The following is a 17,632-nucleotide window of genomic DNA, read 5'->3' as shown; positions in this document are numbered from 1 at the left end:
CGCGGATATGGGCACTCCAAGCCATTGAGGGACGGGCACGCGTCGAGGTTGACATTCTCGAACGAGGGCGACGGTGGCACCGTCGATCTCGTTCGAGAATGTCGACCTCGTGACCGCCTCGGCGCCCTCAGGAGGCCCCGTCGAGCGTCTCCTCCAGACTGGCGATGCGTGTCAGGGCGGGGTGGCCCTCCCAGCGGCTGTGGGACAGCAGTCGGCGCAGACGGGCGATGTCCTCGCGCGCCGCATCGGTCTCGCCCATCTCGGCGTGGATGAGAGCCATGAGGGTCAGCGGGTGGGAGGCGGTACCGCGGTCCTTGGCGCTGACGTAGCAGGCGAAGGCCCGCTTGCAGTGCTCGAGCGCTTCGACGTGCTCGCCGGTGCGCCACAGGATCCATGCCATGTCGTCGTGCCAGTCGCCCAACTCGAAGGCCCGGGAGTACGTGCGCGAATCGGGAACCGACTCGACGAGATCCCACGCCCGGGACATCAGCGCTCGGGCGTCGTCCGGGCGGACCGGCGCCGTCGGGTCGGAGGACTCGGCCACGGCGGCGCGTCCGGCGCGCCGCAGGTACCTCGCGCAGCGAACCCGTCCGGCGTCGTCACTGGTGTCGACCAGCTCGGCTGCGCGCTCGAACAGGCGCGAGGCCCGAGGGCTCTCCCCGAGCTTCTCGCAGGCCGAGGCGGCTCGCAGGAGGTAGTCCGCGCCCCGCTGCGTCTCGCCGCGCTTCAAGGAGGTCTCGGCCACGATCAGGCAGTTGTCGCGCACCCCCTCCGCATCGTCCAGCCTCTCCAGGACGGAGACGAGAGTGCGGCGCAGCTCTTCGGCGAGGATCGGGGGCGCATCGGCGCTCAACGACGTCTCGAGCACCTCGGCCGCCTCCAATGGCCGCCCCGATGCGATCAGAGAGGCGGCCAGCGCCCCGAAGAGCGGCCCGGCGAGCGAGTCCAGCCCCACGGACAGGTGGACGTCCAGCAGCTCGCGCGACTGGGACACCGCCTCCTCGGTCTCGCCGAGGCTCATCGAGGCCCGCACCAGGGTGCTGCGGCCCGCCTCCGCCAGGACGACCGGGCAGGGGTCGTACCCTCTGAGCACCGTATCGACGAGCGCCCGGGCGCCGTGGGCATCGCCGCGCGCCAGGAGGACATCGGCCTCCAGGAGAGTCAGCTGGTCGTCCAGGGCGCCATCGTCCGGTTCGAGCAGATGGGCCACGTGGGGGGCGATCAGCCGGGCGAGCTCGAGGAACTCGGCGGCCCCCTGATGGTCGTCGCGGCCGGACAGGATCCGCACCAGCGTGACGGCCGACCTGCATGCGTCAACGAGCTCGGCCTGGCGGCCCGCCGGGGCGTCCAGTAGACGCTCGGCCAGGGACGTCAGCTGCTCGGCGAGCTCTCTGGCGTGAGCGAGCTGGTCGGCGCGCGTGCGCTCGGTGGCCCGGCCGTGGAGGTCAGCGGCCTTGCCCTCCGCCTGAAGGGCCTCCAGGTCCAGCTCGATGACCCGCAGGGGATGAGCGACGCCGTCGATGTGGGCGCGCAGGTAGGCGATCTCGTCGGCCGCCCGCTCGTAGTCCCAACCGCGGTCGGCGACGTTGTAGCGCAGGGAGTGCGCCGCGCGCATGAGCTCGGGGGCGACCCGCTCGGGGTCGGGGGTGAGCCCCCGCCTCATGGCCTGGGCGATCAGGAAGGCGTGCTCGAGCGTCTGCCCGGGGCGGCACAGCTCGATCTCCAGACGGCGCAGGAGGTCATCGGCATCGCCGACGGCGGGAGGGGTGCGCAGGTCGACACTCGGGTAGGGGCCGAACTCGGCCGGGTACTCGGCCGGATGCTCAGTTGAATACTCGGCTGAATACTCGGCTGAATACTCGGCTGAATATGGCCCGCCTTCGCCCCGATTCGCCGTTGATGTTGTCGATGCGGCCGGTGCGGCCGGTGCGGCCTCAGCCATCGGCTCGAAGGCGCCGCTTCCGCTCGGAGTTCGATGGCCAGGACCGGTGGCGGTAGACGCGGTAGACGCGGTGGACGCTGTAGGCGCGGAACCAATGCGGGCAGCCTCGGACAGAGCCTCAGTCTCAGCGGGGACGCCGTCATCGCCACCGCTCCTGCCGGGCCTGTCGGGCCGGTCAGGGCTGTCGGGCCTGGCAGCGGAGCCGGCGGCCTCGGGCGTCTCGGCATCGCCGGACTCTCGACGCCGTTGCGGCTCCTCAGCCTCCCCGGGCGCCTGAGCAGAGCCGACTCCCCCGGTCCGGGACATCCGCTCGGGCCTCCCGGCCTCCCCCGAGTCTCCGCTCTCGACTGGCAGGACCTCCTCGGGCGGCGCACCGGGCACACCGCCCTCCTCGGGCGCCTCGACCTCTCCGGGCTCCCCGGGCTCGACGGCGTCCTCGGGCTCGTCACTGATCGGCTCAATGACCTGGGTCTCCCAGAGCATCCTCTCGGGTGCGCTGGAGATCCTGTCCGCCTCAGTAGATCCTCGAGATTCTCGCGGTCCTCCCGCCGGCTTCCGGACCGTCCTGGGATATTCAGGCGGTCCTTGAGCATCCGCAGCATGCGCAACGGCCTCAACCGGCTTCAGGCGCTCATCCCCGGCGGCCCCGGGCGCCCCGGGCCGCTCGGACGCCCCGGACGCCTCCGACTGCTCGGCCCTCTCGGAGGTCTCGGGATCCGCAGAGCTCGCGGCGAGCCCCGCCCGGGTAGAGCGCCGGGAGCCCCTGGTACTCCCTGAGTCCCCTGAATCCCCTGCCAGTTCCTCAGCCTCCCCGGCCGTCCGAGCAGAGCCAAGCCCCTCGGGCGCCCCGGGCCGGTAGGGCGGCTCAGGCTCCCGAGCGGCCCCGGACCGCCGGCGCCTCTCGGAGCCCGTCATGCCCTGAGGGCGCGCAGGATCCGCGGCGCCCGCAGAACTGGCAGCGTCCGCAGCGCCCCCAGAGCTCGTAGGATCCTCGGCGCCCTCAGCCTCCCTGGACCGCCTGGACCGCACGGGCGGCATCTCCCCGGTGCGGGCGGGCACCGCACCCACACCCGCACGCGCATGGCGGCCGACGACCTCCCCGGCGCTGACGAACGGCTGCCGAGCGAGCCCGACCTCCAACCGCGTCGACACGGCCGTGTTGCCGTTGCGGGCGTCGTACCGGGCGGCGATCTGGCGGACCCAGTCCTCCATCAGCTCGCGAGCGGTTCGCAGGGGCATGCCGGGACCGATGTCGGGACCGGGGCACCATGTGGAGGCGGACGGGATGCCGGCATCCAGCGGCTCCTCACCGCGCCCGTCGTTCTCGGACTCGCGCAGGACGAGAACGGCGCCGGCGAGGAGGTCCATGAGCGCCCTGGCCGACTGGGCCTCATCGGCCCGCCCCACGTATCCGCGCATGAGCCTCAGACCGCGGGCCGCCCGCCCGGACAGCGCCAGGTACTCCAGGTGCTTGCCCAGGCGGCCGATGACCCGCGGATCGGAACGCAGCGCCCGGTAGGCGTGCACGTGGGCCTCCCACGCCGTCTGCGAGCGGCCCGAGGCGAGCAGGGGAAGGAGGGCTTCGCCGTGCACGAGGCCGGGCTGCTCCTCGCCGTCGAATCCCTCGGACCCCCGGCTGAGCACGGGCTCCGCAGCGGCCACGGCCGCCTCCCAGTCCTGGTGGATGCTCGCCCACTCGATCGCGCGCACGGTGTCGCGCTCCCCGGGCTCGGCGCCGTCGTGCGCCGTCGTCGAGCGCCAGGCGTCGAACTCCGCGGCGGCCTCCTCCTCCAGCCCGAGCATGATGGCGGCATGCAGGAGGCTGCCGTGGACGGCGTGCATCGAGCCGCCCATGAAGCGGGCGAACTTCTTCAGGCCCGTCTCGAGCTCCCGCAGCTGGCCGGTACTGACGGCCGGATTGTCGGCGGCCACCGGTACCGCCCGCTCGTAGCTCCAGCCCATCCGGCGCAGACGGCCGGAGTCGAAGAGATCGGGGCGCTTGTCAAGACGCGACAGCAGCCAGATGAAGGGCCCCAGCGCCCTCCACTCCTCGTTGCTCCGGTAGCGCGCCTCGGCCAGTGCCAGACGCGCGTCGATCGCCAGCTGGTCGTCCCCCGCCATGTCGGCCATGGCCACGGCCTCGGCTGTCAGACGAGAGCGGGTCCGGCCCCACGGGCGGCCGGAGGCGGTGGCCAGGCGTCCAATGACGTCGTCTCGGCTAGTCGTTCGGCTAGTCATTCGGCTAGTCACTGCGCAGTTCCTTCTGGATGGGCGACCCGGAGGGCCGCGCGGTCGGGGCGACATCGTCGGGGGCGGGGCTCACCGCGCCCCGCGTGCCACTGGTCGCGCTCATTGGCCTGCCCCCTGGATGTTCTGCCCACGGTTCACGATCTCGCCGAGCTCCTCGAAGTTGGCGATGATGACCTGCAGGCTCGTGTCCAGGATGTTGGCGAGCTGGGCGTCGTTGAGGCCCTCGGCCACGGAGACGGCGACCTCTGCTGCGACCTGGCGCCCGTCGTCATCGACGAAACTGCTCAGGGAGGGGATCGCCTGAGAGCGGTTGAGCGTGTTGAGCAGATCGCGCAGCGTGACGGTGACGTCGGCGTCCTCGGGCAGGTTCAGCCAGGAGCGCGCGTAGATCGCCAGGAGGTTCTCGTCCACGATCGCCACGACGTAGGAGTACTCGTCGAAACCGGCGACGATCGCGCTGTCGTCCTGCTTGCGGGTGTAGGTGAAACCGTTGTCGTCGAACCAGGCGGCGACCCGGTCGATCGTGACCTGGGGCGTCTGGTCGCCCACGGGCTCATTCCACCAGGCCATATCAGTCCTCCTCCGTGGAGACGACGAATGCGGACAGGTCGTCCGCCGCCGTCTCGTAGAAGCTGAGCAGTGTGGTGAAGGACGAGTTCAGGAAGCTCTGGAGCTGGACATCGCTCATCCCCTCACCCGTGAAAGCGGTCATGTCGGCCTGGAGGCAGACGGCGCCGTCGTCGAAGGAACTCAGCATGACGCGAGGGGCGTACATGGTCGAGTTGTGCTCGTCCACGTACGCCATCAGAGCGGGATCGACGGCGGCGAACTCGCTGTGCCACGTGCTGCCGACGACGAGGAACTCCGAGTCGGCGTCGATGACGAAGATCTCGCAGTTGTCCAGGTCGGTGATCGCGGCGCCGTCCTCCGCGATCTCGTAGTCGAGCCGCTCGGTCTTGAGCCACGCCTCCACCCGGGAGATCGTGACCCTTGGTTGTGCGCTCATCGCGTCTCCTTCGCGTCGGGCTCGTGACCGCCTCGTGACCTCACCGTGAAGTCTGCAACCCGGGGGCCTCTCAGTCCACTCCGCCCCAGCCGTTCCCTGACGTCCCATCCCCTCCTCCCCCTCCTCGCCGAGATCGGTCGTACTCCGGCTCGAGATCGGTCCACTTCCGCGCCGAAATCGGTCGTACTCCGCGTCGAGATCGGTCCAGTTCCGCGCCGAAATCGGTTGCACTCCGCGTCGAGATCGGTCGAGTTCGAGCTCGAGGTTGCGGTGTGCTTGGCGAGTGTGGTTGTCGTCGGTATTGCACATGGGAGACTGGGGTCTCTGCGGGGCGAGGGCTGTTTTTTATTGGAATGACGGGATTTTCCGGCGATCATTGTGCGCGGCGGTCTTGCTCCCATGTGCACCTAGGGGGTCTACGCACATGGGAGCAGGACCGCGCCCGCTACCGACATTGCTGTTCCGCATGATTCCGCGGTTCCCACCGACGCCGAATGCACGCAAGTGTGCAACACCCACCACCCGGGGACACGCAGGCACCAGCAGGTCCGGTCTACGGCTGTCCAGCCCTACTCATACGACCCTCAGTCCCAAGAGCCACACCGGGAACCACCAGACCCGACGCACTCACCCACTCACCCCGTCTCAGACGCCCTGACACCACAACCTCAACGCAGAACCGATCTCGACGCGGGTTGCGACCGATCTCGACACGGAGTACGACCGATCTCGACGCGAGTTTGGACCGATCTCGACGCGGAATGCTACCGATCTCGGCGTTAGGCGGTAGACAGGCCGAGGAAGCGGGCGACCTTCTCGCTGCCCGGATCCGCCCACAGCGCCTCGGGGGCGTCGAGGCGCAGAAGTCGCCCGGCCTCCATCACGCCCACCAGATCGGCCACGGCCCGGGCCTCCCCATGATCATGGGTGACGTACAGAGCAGTCGTCCCCTGCCTGGCCAGGATCTCCCGCAGGTCGATGACGAGCTGCTCGCGCAGCGCCCGGTCGAGGGCGCTCAGCGGCTCATCGAGCAGCAGCAGCCGCGGCCCGGGAGCAAGCGATCGCGCCAGAGCCACGCGCTGCGCCTGCCCGCCCGACAGGGTCGTGACCTCGCGCGGCCCATAGCCCGGCAGGCCGACGAGCTCCAGCATCTCCTCGACGCGCGCCCGCTTCTCGGAGCGCGGCATCCCGGTGAGCCCGTAGCCCACATTTCCGGCCACGTCGCGGAAGGGGAAGAGCTGACCATCCTGGAACATGAGGCCGAAACCCCGCTTGTGAACCGGCACGCGCACGACGTCGCGCCCATCCCACGCGATCGTCCCGCCCGCCAGATCCTCCAAGCCGGCAACGGCGCGCAGCAGCGAGGACTTCCCGCAGCCCGAGGCCCCCAGGAGGGCGACAGTCCGACCGCGGGCCACATCCAGGTCGACGCCGTCGACGGCGGTGACCGAAGCACCGCCCGCCGCACGGTAGACCACCCGCAGGCCGCGCAGGCTCAGGCCCTCCGGGGCCGGTTCGTCACCGAGTGCCCCGGAGGGGCCATCAGCGCCATCAGCCACGCCATCAGTCATGTCAGCATCATCAGCATCGTCAACATCGTCAGTCATGGGTCTCCTCCCGGACGCGGCGCAGGCGGGCGGTCTGCAGCCATTCGCAGATCAGCATGATCGCGGCGCTTCCCAGCGCCAGAACAACACCGGCCGCCAGCCCCATGCCCTGGTTCTGGGCGCCGTGCGCGCCGATGAGCCGGTAGAGGACCACCGGCAGGGTGTCGGTGCGGGGCCGAACGAGGAACGACGTCGCCCCGAACTCGCCCAGGCTCGTCGCCAGCGCGAAGCCCGCCGCCAGACCCCCGGCGCGCAGCAGGTGCGGCCCATCGACAGTGGCCAGAACCCGGCCCGGTCCCGCACCGAGCGCTGCGGCGGCCTCGCGCTGACGCGGGTCGATGGCGCGCAGCGCCGGCAGAAGGGTGCGCACCACCAGGGGGACGGCGACGACGGCCTGCGCCAGCGGCAGGATCCACCAGCTGCGGGTCAGCGCCAGCGGCGGTCGGGTCAGCGTGATGAGGAAGCCGAAGCCGACGGTCACGGCGCTCACGCCCAGCGGCAGCATGAAGGCGGCGTCGAGCATGCCCACCCCGCGGGCCAGCAGGCGGCTGCGGGGGCTGCGCGAGACCGCCAGGCTCACGGCCGCGCCCACGACCAGGGCGATGAGGGTGGCCACCACCGCCACGCGCAGCGAGTTCGCGGCCGCCTCCCACACGGTGACCGTCAGGGCGTTGCGGCCGCCGGTGGTCGACAGGTCCGTGTAGTTCGCCGTCGTCCACTGCCCCGCGCGCCGCAGGGACCGCACCACCAGGACGGCGACCGGCCCGATGAGCAGGCCGATCACGACCGCCAGCGTCAGGATCAGGGCCGGCAGGTCGCCCCGGCGCAGCCGGAGGGCGGGCACGTCCAGGCGCAGGGCCAGGCGCGCCTGGGAGGCGCGGCGGGCCCGCTCGACCGCCCCCAGGGCGACGGCGATGACGACCAGCTGGAGGACCGATAGGACCGCCGCGGCCCGCAGGTCGAGGTCCTTGGCGGTCAGCACGTAGATCTCGGTCTCGATGGTGCCCGTCCCGGGCCCGCCCAGGACCAGGACGACGCCGTAGGCGGTGGCGCACAGCAGGAAGGTGATGGAGGCGGCCGAGGCGATGGCGGGCATGAGGCTGGGCAGGGTGACGGTGCGCCAGGCCCGCCACGGAGAGGCCCCGAGCGCCCGGGCGGCCTCGACGGCGCGCGGATCCAGGCGCGACCACATGGTGCCGACGGTGCGCACCACCAGGCCGTAGTTGAAGAAGACCATGGCGGCCACGATCGCCGTCGTGGTGCCGTCCAGGCCGCTGCCCCCCAGGGGGCCGCCGGTGGTGAGCAGGGCGTGGAAGGCGACGCCGACGACGACGCTGGGCAGCACGAAGGGCACGATGACCAGGGCGCGCACCAGGTCGCGGCCGGGGAAGGCGCGCCGGTAGAGCACGGCGGCCCCGGGCACGCCCAGCACGACGCACACCGCGGTGGCGGCGGTCGCCTGGACGAGGGTGGCGCGGATGATCCTCCAGGTGCGCGCCCGCCCCAGGACCTCGGCGAAGCCTGACAGGTCGAGGTGGCCGAGATCGCCGTCGGGGGCCAGGCCGCGCGCGACCAGGGCCGCCACGGGCCAGGCGAAGAAGACGGCGAGGAAGACCAGCGGCAGCCCGACGGCGAGGCCCCAGGCGGCGCGCTCGCCCGCCCCGGCCCGCGGTCCCCGCGCCGTCGCCGAGATCGGTCCGCTTCCGCGCCGAGATCGGTCGTACTCCGGCTCGAGATCGGTCCACTTCCGCGCCGAGATCGGTTGGGGCCGACGGCGCGGCGCGTCCGGGCGTGCGGCGTCCCGGATGCGCTGTGCGCGCCGGCCGCTCAGCCGGCCGCTTAGCCGGCCAGTCAGCCGGTCGCTCACGCCCCGACGGCCTCGGTCCAGGCCGCCAGCCAGGTATCGCGGTTGGCGGCGATCTCGTCGGCGGGGACGGTCACGGGCTTGTCGGAGGTGGCGCCGAACTTCGTCATCTCCTCGCTCAGCGCGGCCTCGGGGCTGACCGGGTACATGTACATGTTCTCGGGGATGGAGCTCTGGACGTCGGCCGACAGCATCCACGTCAGGAATGCCTTGGCGCCCTCGGGGTTGGCGGCGCCCGCGAGGACTCCGGCGTACTCGACCTGCCGGGTGGCGGTGGCGAGCAGGGAGGCGGTGGTGGAGGCCGAGCCGTCGGCGGTCAGGGTCGCGGCGGGCGAGGAGGAGTAGGACACGACGATCGGGTAGGCGCCGCCCTCCCCGCCGCCGGAGAAGTCGGTGTAGTAGGCGCTGGTCCAGCCCTCATCGACGCGCATGCCGTTGGCCGCGAGCTGCCGCCAGTAGTCGGCGAAGCCGCCGGCGTCCGCCGTGCCGAAGTGCCCGACGGTGGCCAGCAGGAAGGCCAGGCCGGTGGAGGACGTCGAGGGGTTGATGGCCACGAACAGGTCCTTGTACTCGGCCTTGGTCAGATCCTCGAAGGCGGCGGGCGGGGTGAGGCCGTGATCCGTGAACCAGGCGGTGTCGATATTGGCGCAGACCTCGCCGAAGTCGATGGGGGTCAGCGCCGGGGTGTCGTCGATGATGTACTGGTCAGCGCCCTCGGGCAGGCTGACGGTGGCGGAGGTGTCGAGGACCCCCGCCTCCAGGATGCGGGAGGCGAAGGAGTTGTCCACGCCGAAGAAGGCGTCGCCCAGGGGCGCGTCCTTGGTCAGGACGAGTTTGTTGGTCAGCTCGCCGGCGTCCCCGGAGGCGACCACCTCCAGGGCGTAGCCGGTGTCCTCCTTGAAAGCGGAGATGAGGGCGTCGGGAACGGAGAAGGAGTCGTGGGTGACGACGGTAACGGTCTCGCCGCCGGCCGACCCCGATCCCCCGGAGCCCTTGGAGCCGCATGCCGCGAGCGCCAGTCCGACGGCGGTGGCCGCGGAGCCCGCCAGCAGAGTCCGGCGGGACAGCCGGTCGGTGCGGGGCAGCATCTCGCGGCGGGACGACGCCTTGGTGAGGCGGTTTCTCATGGTTCCTCCTGGATGAGTGCCGGGAGGGCCCGGACGCGCCTGATCGCGCCCGGGGAGATTCTGCTCGACTTCCTTCGCCGGTACTGACCGGAGCAGGTTCGAGGGTCTGCGGTCGCCCGCACTCTCAGCGCCGGACTCGCCGGGCGGAGCCGGGGCTCCGGGGCCGACGACGGGGCGCTCCCCTGTCGTTGGGAATAAGCATAGATGATGAATTTCGGACAAGGCGATTCCGGTGGTCTTACGCCCGTCATGCCGTTCCCGCTGCCGGCTGCGCCGCCCAGTGATGACCGCCATCGCCCGCGCCCCGCCTCGTATGAGCCGACGTCGGCGCCACAAGTGAGGCATGATCGGATGCGGCACGTCCCGACGACGCTCACAGCCCCTGCGGCGCACGCCGTCGTCGGCCCACGAATCGAAGAAACGGAGTGAGTCGCCATGAGCAATGACACGGACAAGCACAACGATCTCGCCTGGACGGCCGCCTCGGCCCTGATCATGCTGGCCTCCGGCGTCGTCGCCGAGAAGATCGTCGCCGTCGGATGGCAGACCATGACCGGCAGGCCGGCCCCCAAGGACGATGACAAGCTGTTGAGCTACCAGCTCGGTGAGGTCGCCGCCTTCGCGATCGTGTCGGGCGCGGTCATGTCCCTGACGCGCCAGCTCACCCTGCGTCAGGCCGCCAAATGGCGCGAAGGGCGCGAGATCCGGTTGGCCGGCAGGCGCGGCACTGCCATGAAAACCCTGGAGGCCTGACCCCGAGCCCCGGCCCGGCGTCCTCCGCAGGTTTCCCGGCAGCCCCAGCTTTCCAAGCATTCCCAGCTTCCCCCATCTCCGCTTGCCCGGTCCGTCCTTCGACTCAGTCGGTTCACGAGGCGATTCCGGACTGCTCCGAATCCACGGCGACATCGCGTCCGCCCGGTTCGGCTAGTCACGACGGCACTCCACAGGAGGCTCGAGGCCCGAACCCCCCTGCGATGCGTATCGATGATCATCATGCGCATCACGGCAATCATCAGGAAGGCGTCCACCACTGTGGTCGCTGGCAGGAAGACCAGCGAGACCTCGGCGAGCAAGGGCGTCAGAAGAAACGGCGAGCCGGCGATGGCGGTGATGGTGATTCCCCCGATGGCGACGATGCCGACGACGGTCACGATCGTGACCGCCACGAGGAACCAGCGCAGCGCCATGAGCCAGCGATGCACCCCGATGCGGCGATCTGCTCATGGACGACGGCGCACCCGCGGCAGGAGGCGGATAGCCCTGATAGCCCGGCTGACCCTGATAAACCTGATAGCCCTGGGCCGGCCTTCCAGAACCCGGCGAACCCGACCCTCCGGGCCCCGACCACGTGGGCGGCACCGGAGTGGATGAGACCGGTCGCTGATGCCGCCCTCCGTCCTGCGGACGAGGAGGAGAGGGGTCAGTGGCGCTCATGCACGCAGGATATGAGCGGAGCCGAGCAGCCACACTGGGGTCTTCTCTCCACGGATCCATAGATCCGCTCACACCGCAGAGCAGACACTTATCGTCATTCTCCTAGAACGTATTCGCCGTCACGTTCCACTATGCGGGCCTTGATTCCACGCCCGGCACGAGCCCCGAGCGCGGCCCCAAGGGGCACCTTCCAACCGTCCGCGTAGGCTGACGGCATGACGTCCCTTGCGATCGTGCGTATCGTCTGCGCAGTCGTGGTCACGCTCACCACCGTGGTGGGGGTGGCCGTTTTTGCGCGCGCCTGTTGCACGATCGTGGCCCGCATGCGCGTGGGCCGGCCCGTGCCGCGCGAGCGCCTGCGACCGGTCGGCCGCCGCCTGGTGCGCATGGTCGCCGAGGTCGTCGGGCACACCGCCTTCAAGGGCCGACCCTGGATCCGTGCCGCCCACTGGCTGGTCATGGTCAGCTTCCCACTGCTTTTCCTGACCCTGGTGACCGGCTACGGGCAAGTGCTGGCCCACCCCGCCTGGGAGCTGCCGTGGCTGGGCCACCAGGCCTGGTGGGCCTGGGTCGTGGAGCTCATCGCCTGGCTGAGCACGGCCGGGATCCTCCACATGATCGCCATCCGGCGCAGGAAGACCCGGCGCGGCGCCGCCGCCCCGCCCTTCCCCGAGACCGAGGAGAGCGCCACCCGCCCCCGAACCCCCCGCTTCGCCGGCTCCTCGGCCGCTCAGGCGCACTTCGTCGAGGCCGTGGTGACCGGCGTCGTCGCCTGCGTCCTGATCCTGCGCATGCTGGAGCACGCCCGGCTGGCGATCTCGACCGACGCCGCCGAGCGCGCACTGGCGAGCTGGACCCACTTCCCGCTGACGGCTTGGAGCGGCCCGCTGCTGGAGCCGCTGGGCTCCACCGGCCTGGCCATCGCCATCACCGTGGTGGCCACCATCAAGGTCGTCATCTCCATGAGCTGGTTCGTCGTCGTCGGGCTGCAGCCCTCCATGGGCGTGGCCTGGCACCGCTTCCTGGCCTTCGTCAATCTCTACGCGCGCCGCGACGCCGACGGCTCGAAGTCGCTGGGCCCCGTGGGGCCGCTGCTCCTGCCGGACGGCGAGCCGCTGACCGCCGAGACCATGGACGACCTCGACGCCGCCATGGAGGCCGCCGAGGAGTCGGGCGAGGAGGTCGCGCTCGGCGTGGGCAGGATCCAGGACTTCACCTGGAAGGGGCTGCTGGACTTCTCCACCTGCACCGAGTGCGGCCGCTGCCAGGACCTGTGCCCGGCGTGGAACACGGGCAAGCCCCTGTCCCCCAAGCTGTTCGTGCTGGCGCTGCGCGACCACCACGCCGCCGTCGCCCCCTACCTGCGGGCCGCCGATGCGCTCGGCGTCGCCCCGGAGGAGGTCACCGAGGAGATGCTGGCGCAGCGGCGCGACGGCGGGGGGATCGCCGGGCGCCTGAGCGGCATGACCGACGGGCTGGAGAACAACGACCGCCTGGGCCTGGCCCCCGGCAGCGCCCACACCGGCGACGTGCTGGGCGCACTGCTGGCCGCCAAGGCCGCCCCCGCCGAGACGGGCGTGGCCACGCGCCCCGCACCGCTGGCCGGGGAGGTCATCCCGGCCGACGTGCTGTGGTCGTGCACCACCTGCGGGGCGTGCGTGGACCAGTGCCCTGTCGATATCGAGCACCTCGATCACGTCATCGACGTGCGCCGCCAGCAGGTCCTCATGGAGTCGGCCTTCCCCAAGGAGCTGGGGCAGATGTTCCGCAAGATGGAGTCCAAGGGGAACCCGTGGGGGCTGGCGCCGCGCAAGCGGATGGACTGGGCCAAGGGGCTGGACTTCGAGGTGCCGGTCATCGGGGCCGACGTCGAGGACGCCTCCGAGGTCGATTACCTGTTCTGGGTGGGCTGTGCGGGCGCCTTCGAGGATCGGGCCAAGAAGACGACGCGGGCGGTGGCCGAGCTGCTGCACATCGCCGGGGTGAGCTTCGCGGTGCTGGGCGACGCCGAGTCCTGCACGGGCGACCCGGCCCGCAGAGCCGGCAACGAGATCCTCTACCAGATGCTCGCCTCCCAGAACGTCGAGACGCTCACCGAGGCCAAGGCCCAGCGCATTGTGGTGACCTGCGCCCACTGCTTCAACACGATCTCGCGGGAGTACCCGCAGATCGGGGGGCACTTCGAGGTGCTGCACTACACCCAGCTGCTCAACACACTCGTGCGCGAGGGGCGGCTGAAGCCGGTGGCGCCGCAGGGGGACGGGCGCCGACGGCGGGGGCCGGCGCAGGAGCGGAAGCCGGGCCGGCGGCGGGGGCCGGCGCAGGAGCGGGAGCCGGCGCGGCCGGCCCGACCGTCACCTACCACGACGCCTGCTACCTGGGCCGCCACAACCAGGTGTACTCCCCGCCGCGCGAGCTGTTGGAGGCGACCGGCGCCAAGGCGGTCGAGATGCCGCGCAACCGGGAGACCGCCTTCTGCTGCGGCGGCGGCGGGGCGAAAGCCTTCATGGAGGAGTCGATCGGTACGCGCATCGCGGTGGAGCGCTCGCGCGAGGCCATCGGTACCGGCGCACAGGTGGTCGCCACCGCCTGCCCGTTCTGCACCACCATGCTCTCCGACGGCGTGGCCAGCCAGGGCGCCGATGTACGGGTCACCGACGTCGCCTCCCTCATGCTCGAGGCCGTCCACCGCGGACAGGAGTGACCGCCGACAACCGCCGAGATCGGTCGTACTCCGTGCCGAGATCGGTCCGGTTCCGCACCGAGATCGGTCGCACTCCGTGCCGAGATCGGTCGAGTTCCGGCTCGAGATCGGTCCGGTTCTGCGTCGAGATTGTGGTGTGTCAGGACATCTGAGACAGGGGTGAGTGCTTCGGGCGTGGTCCTCGGTGGGGTGGTTCTCGGGGCTGAAGGCCGGATGAGTCGGGCCGCACCGCCGTGAGCCGGCTCTGACTGATGCCTGCATGTGCCAAGCAGGCGGCACGCGGAGGGGCACGCCGCCCCCTCCCGGCCCCATCCCCATATCCGCGCATGCCGCCACAGTTGATGTTGCACACTCGCGCACGCCCCACACCGGCGGGAACCGCGGAATCATGAGGAACAGCATTGTCCGTAGCGGTCATGGTCGGGTTCCCATGTGCGCAGACCCCCCCTCATTGCACATGGGAGCCCGACCACCAGACACCACGCCCACCAGAAAAGCCTGTCATTCCAACAAAAACCAGCCGCCGTCCTGCAGGGACCCCACCCTCCCATGTGCAACACCAACGACAACCACACCCACCAGGCACACCACACCCCACACAACCAACCCACCACAAACTCCAACCGGAACCGGACCGATCTCGACGCGGAATACGACCGATCTCGACGCGGAGATGTACCGATCTCGCGGCGGAAACGGACCGATCTCGGCACGGAGTACGACCGATCTCGAGAAGCAAATGCCGTAACTCGCCACCCAGCAGGTGTGCTAAAGTCGACGCAATAACGTCGACTTGCCCAGGACCCGAGGAAGGTGACATGAGCAAGCGCTCGCGCCGTCCCCACAATGAGCTGAAGAACGCCATGCGGGCCTTCCTGGCGACCCTCGACGGCGGTCACGCCTCCATCGCGGAGATCAAGGAGGCGATCCGCCCCGTAGTGGGCACCGCGCCGGATTCCTCCTACCGCAGCGCACTCCAGGACGAGCGCTACTTCGAGCGGGTCTCGCGCGGAGTCTTCCGGCTGCGGCCCAGTGATAGGGGCGATCATGTCGGTGCCGTCTGAGACGCTGGACGACATGAACATCAGGACGATCCCCTCCTTGGTGGCTCTGGCCGCCGCCCTCGGCGCCGAGGAGACCGGCGATCTGAGCGCCGCCGAACAGCGCTTGCTCGACGAGCAGGACCAGGACGCAGCCCCGGCAGCGGAACTCGTCCTCAGAGCCTCGTCTCTGATCCGTCGGGGCGAGGATCCGCTGGGTGACGCCTACTGCGCGATCCGCTCCCCCGGCGAGCGCCGTCCGCTCGGCCAGACGTACACGCCGCATCCGATCATCGAGGCGATGCTGCGCTGGGCGTCGGACCACGGGACCCCCACCCGCGTGGTCGACCCCGGTGCGGGCTCGGGGCGCTACCTGCTCGCCGCGGGGAGAAGGTTCCCCGAGGCGGAGTTGCACGGCTCCGACGTCGATCCGCTGGCCACCCTCATGCTGCGCGCCAACCTGGCGGCGGCGGGGCTGGCCGGCCGGGCCCGCATCCACCTCGGCGACTACCGCGCATTGGCGCTTCCCGAGGCGGAGGGCCCGACGCTCTTCATCGGCAACCCGCCCTACGTGCGCCACCACCAGATCGCGCCGGAGTGGAAGGCCTGGCTCCTGCAGACCGCCCGCCGACACGGCCTGCACGCGAGCGCCCTGGCGGGCCTGCACGTCCATTTCTTCCTCGCCACCGCCGAGTACGGGCGCCGCGGCGATTTCGGCGCGTTCATCACCTCCTCGGAGTGGCTGGACGTCAACTACGGCGCACTCGTGCGCCGGCTTCTGCTCGACGAGCTGGGCGGCCAGTCGCTCCACGTCCTCGCGCCCGAGGCGCAGCCGTTCTCGGATGCGACGACGACGGGGGCGATCACCTGCTTCCGCATAGGCGACACGGTCCCGGCGATGAAGGTCCGCCGGGTCGAGTCGGTCTCGGACCTCGGCCGCCTGGCCAAGGGGCGCAGCGTCTCCAGGCAGCGCCTCACGGAGACGAATCGCTGGTCCGTGCTGACCCGCGTGACCCCGGCGCTCCCCGAGGGTCACGTCGAGCTCGGGGAGCTATGCCGGGTCCACCGGGGGACTGTGACCGGCGCGAACGCCGTGTGGGTCAGGCGCGACGCGCATCCGGACCTGCCCGAGCGGGTGCTCTTCCCGAGCATCACGAGGGCCCGCGAGCTGTTCGGGGCCGGTGCGCGGCTCGGAAGCCTCGACGCCCTGCGCCGCGTCGTGGACCTGCCGGTGGATCTCGACGTCTTCGACGCCGCCGAGCGCAGGCAGATCGACCGGTTCCTGCGCGAGGCCCGGGCCAGGGGCGTGCCCGAGGGCTACATCGCCTCGAACCGCAGGGCCTGGTGGAGCGTCGGCCTGCGGGCGGCCGCACCGATCCTGGCCACGTACATGGCTCGCCGTCCTCCGGCCTTCGTCCGCAACGACGCCGGTGCGCGGCACATCAACATCGCCCACGGGCTCTATCCCCGCGAGGAGATGACCGACGCGGTTCTGGATCGCCTCGCCGACCACCTGCGGGCAGCGGTCACGCTCGCCCAGGGGCGGACCTATGCCGGCGGGCTGGTGAAGTTCGAGCCCCGGGAGATGGAGCGCATTCCGGTGCCGGGCCCGGACATGCTCACCGAGGGGGCGTAGCAAAGTGGGAATCAATCCTCCGAAATGGACCGCAGAGGAGTTCGAGCGGGAGGCCGCCCAGGCCATTCGTCACTTCCGCGAGACCCGCATGCACGAGCCCTTGGAGGCCTATCTCGACTACGTTGAGGAATACCGCCGGCAGGTCGAGACTCTCATTGAAGAGACCGTTGATCTCACGCGGCTGAGCAATCTGGCCGTCGAGCTTCTGACGAATCCTCAACGGCTGACGGCTATTCGGTACCTGGCCTCCCCCGCGATCAGCGAGGACGACCTGAAGGTCCTCGCCGACGCCGCGCTCACCCCCAAGCGCCTCAACGCCGATCCCGACATGGCGCGCCGCGTCATTGAGACGGTCCTGATGGGGCTCGACCGAGAGCGCTTCCCCTGGGTGGCGGAGAGCCGCGAGCCCACCGAGGGCGAGCGGGCGACCGCCGTCGTGTCCACGGCAGCACTGATCGCCACGCAGAAGGTACAGACGGGTCGCCGCAACGAGGCGAAGAAGACCCAGGAAGGCGCTGTCGCCGATGCGCTCCGCGCCGCCGGGTTCACCGAGGTGCCGACCCGAGCGGTCACGAACATGTCGCACCTGCCCGCGCACGGCGAGTTCTGCGCCGAAGCCCTTTTCGGCAGCCGCAAGGCGGACCTCATCGTGCGCCTGTGGGACGGCCGGGTCATGCCCACCGAGTGCAAGGTCTCGAATTCCTCGACCAACTCGGTCAAGCGCCTCAACAACGATGCAGCGGTGAAGGCGCGGACTTGGATTCAGGAGTTCGGCACGGTGACGTGCGTGCCCGCAGCAGTCCTGTCGGGCGTTTTCAAGACCCGCAATCTCATCTCCGCCCAGGCCGATGGCCTCACCCTGTTCTGGGCCCACGGGCTGGACCGGATGATCTCGTTCATCAACAGCACCCGGGAGGCCGGGCGATGAGTGCTCGCATCACTCACCTAACCCTAGAATGTCGCAGCAACAAGCCGGTAAGGTTGTATCTATATTGGGCATCGCTAGAACCATAACATTCGGC

The 17,632-nt window shown here is 70.4% G+C and carries 10 protein-coding genes and 1 pseudogene; 5 read left to right on the top strand and 6 right to left on the bottom strand.

Going from position 1 to position 17,632, the window contains the following annotated elements; genetic code table 11:
* Positions 1-127 precede the first annotated feature (127 nt).
* The 6 genes from W5W_RS0103170 to W5W_RS0103145 all read right to left on the bottom strand — a co-directional run bounded on the left by W5W_RS0103170 (position 128) and on the right by W5W_RS0103145 (position 9,796).
* Complete coding sequence (locus W5W_RS0103170; protein ID WP_034498289.1) at positions 128-4,180, bottom strand: hypothetical protein; 4,053 nt, start codon at positions 4,178-4,180, stop codon at positions 128-130.
* Positions 4,181-4,291: 111 nt separating this feature from the next.
* Complete coding sequence (locus W5W_RS0103165) at positions 4,292-4,762, bottom strand: YbjN domain-containing protein (protein ID WP_017194316.1); 471 nt, start codon at positions 4,760-4,762, stop codon at positions 4,292-4,294.
* Between the two features lies 1 nt (position 4,763).
* A complete protein-coding gene (locus tag W5W_RS0103160) occupies positions 4,764-5,198 on the bottom strand; it encodes a YbjN domain-containing protein (RefSeq protein WP_008733973.1) in 435 nt (144 codons plus the stop codon).
* A gap of 779 nt (positions 5,199-5,977) precedes the next feature.
* Complete coding sequence (locus W5W_RS0103155) at positions 5,978-6,805, bottom strand: ABC transporter ATP-binding protein (RefSeq protein ID WP_017194314.1); 828 nt, start codon at positions 6,803-6,805, stop codon at positions 5,978-5,980.
* Entirely contained in the window at positions 6,798-8,672 is a 1,875-nt protein-coding gene (locus W5W_RS0103150; RefSeq protein WP_017194313.1) for an ABC transporter permease subunit, read from the bottom strand. The genes W5W_RS0103155 and W5W_RS0103150 overlap by 8 nt, the downstream gene beginning before the upstream one ends.
* Positions 8,669-9,796 (bottom strand): thiamine ABC transporter substrate-binding protein, encoded by a 1,128-nt coding sequence (locus W5W_RS0103145; protein ID WP_017194312.1) that lies wholly within the window; start codon positions 9,794-9,796, stop codon positions 8,669-8,671. The genes W5W_RS0103150 and W5W_RS0103145 overlap by 4 nt, the downstream gene beginning before the upstream one ends.
* Positions 9,797-10,231: 435 nt before the next feature.
* On the opposite strand from W5W_RS0103145, the gene W5W_RS0103140 reads away from it, so the two are divergent.
* From W5W_RS0103140 to W5W_RS0103120, 5 genes and pseudogenes are all read left to right on the top strand, one after another.
* Positions 10,232-10,549 carry a DUF4235 domain-containing protein gene (locus W5W_RS0103140; RefSeq protein WP_017194311.1) on the top strand — a complete coding sequence of 106 codons (318 nt, stop codon included), beginning with the start codon at positions 10,232-10,234 and terminating at the stop codon, positions 10,547-10,549.
* Between the two features lie 896 nt (positions 10,550-11,445).
* A pseudogene (locus tag W5W_RS14490) lies at positions 11,446-13,934 on the top strand (heterodisulfide reductase-related iron-sulfur binding cluster).
* An 818-nt stretch (positions 13,935-14,752) separates the two neighbouring features.
* Positions 14,753-14,998: a hypothetical protein gene (locus W5W_RS0103130; protein WP_008734100.1), complete on the top strand. Its 246-nt coding sequence runs from the start codon at positions 14,753-14,755 to the stop codon at positions 14,996-14,998.
* Complete coding sequence (locus W5W_RS0103125; protein WP_008734087.1) at positions 14,982-16,610, top strand: Eco57I restriction-modification methylase domain-containing protein; 1,629 nt, start codon at positions 14,982-14,984, stop codon at positions 16,608-16,610. The genes W5W_RS0103130 and W5W_RS0103125 overlap by 17 nt, the downstream gene beginning before the upstream one ends.
* A gap of 4 nt (positions 16,611-16,614) precedes the next feature.
* Positions 16,615-17,538 carry a XamI family restriction endonuclease gene (locus tag W5W_RS0103120; RefSeq protein WP_017194310.1) on the top strand — a complete coding sequence of 308 codons (924 nt, stop codon included), beginning with the start codon at positions 16,615-16,617 and terminating at the stop codon, positions 17,536-17,538.
* Positions 17,539-17,632 lie beyond the last annotated feature (94 nt).

The organism is Actinomyces massiliensis 4401292 (assembly GCF_000269805.1).
Taxonomy (GTDB): domain Bacteria; phylum Actinomycetota; class Actinomycetes; order Actinomycetales; family Actinomycetaceae; genus Actinomyces; species Actinomyces massiliensis.
This window is presented reverse-complemented; position numbering and strand designations above follow the sequence as displayed.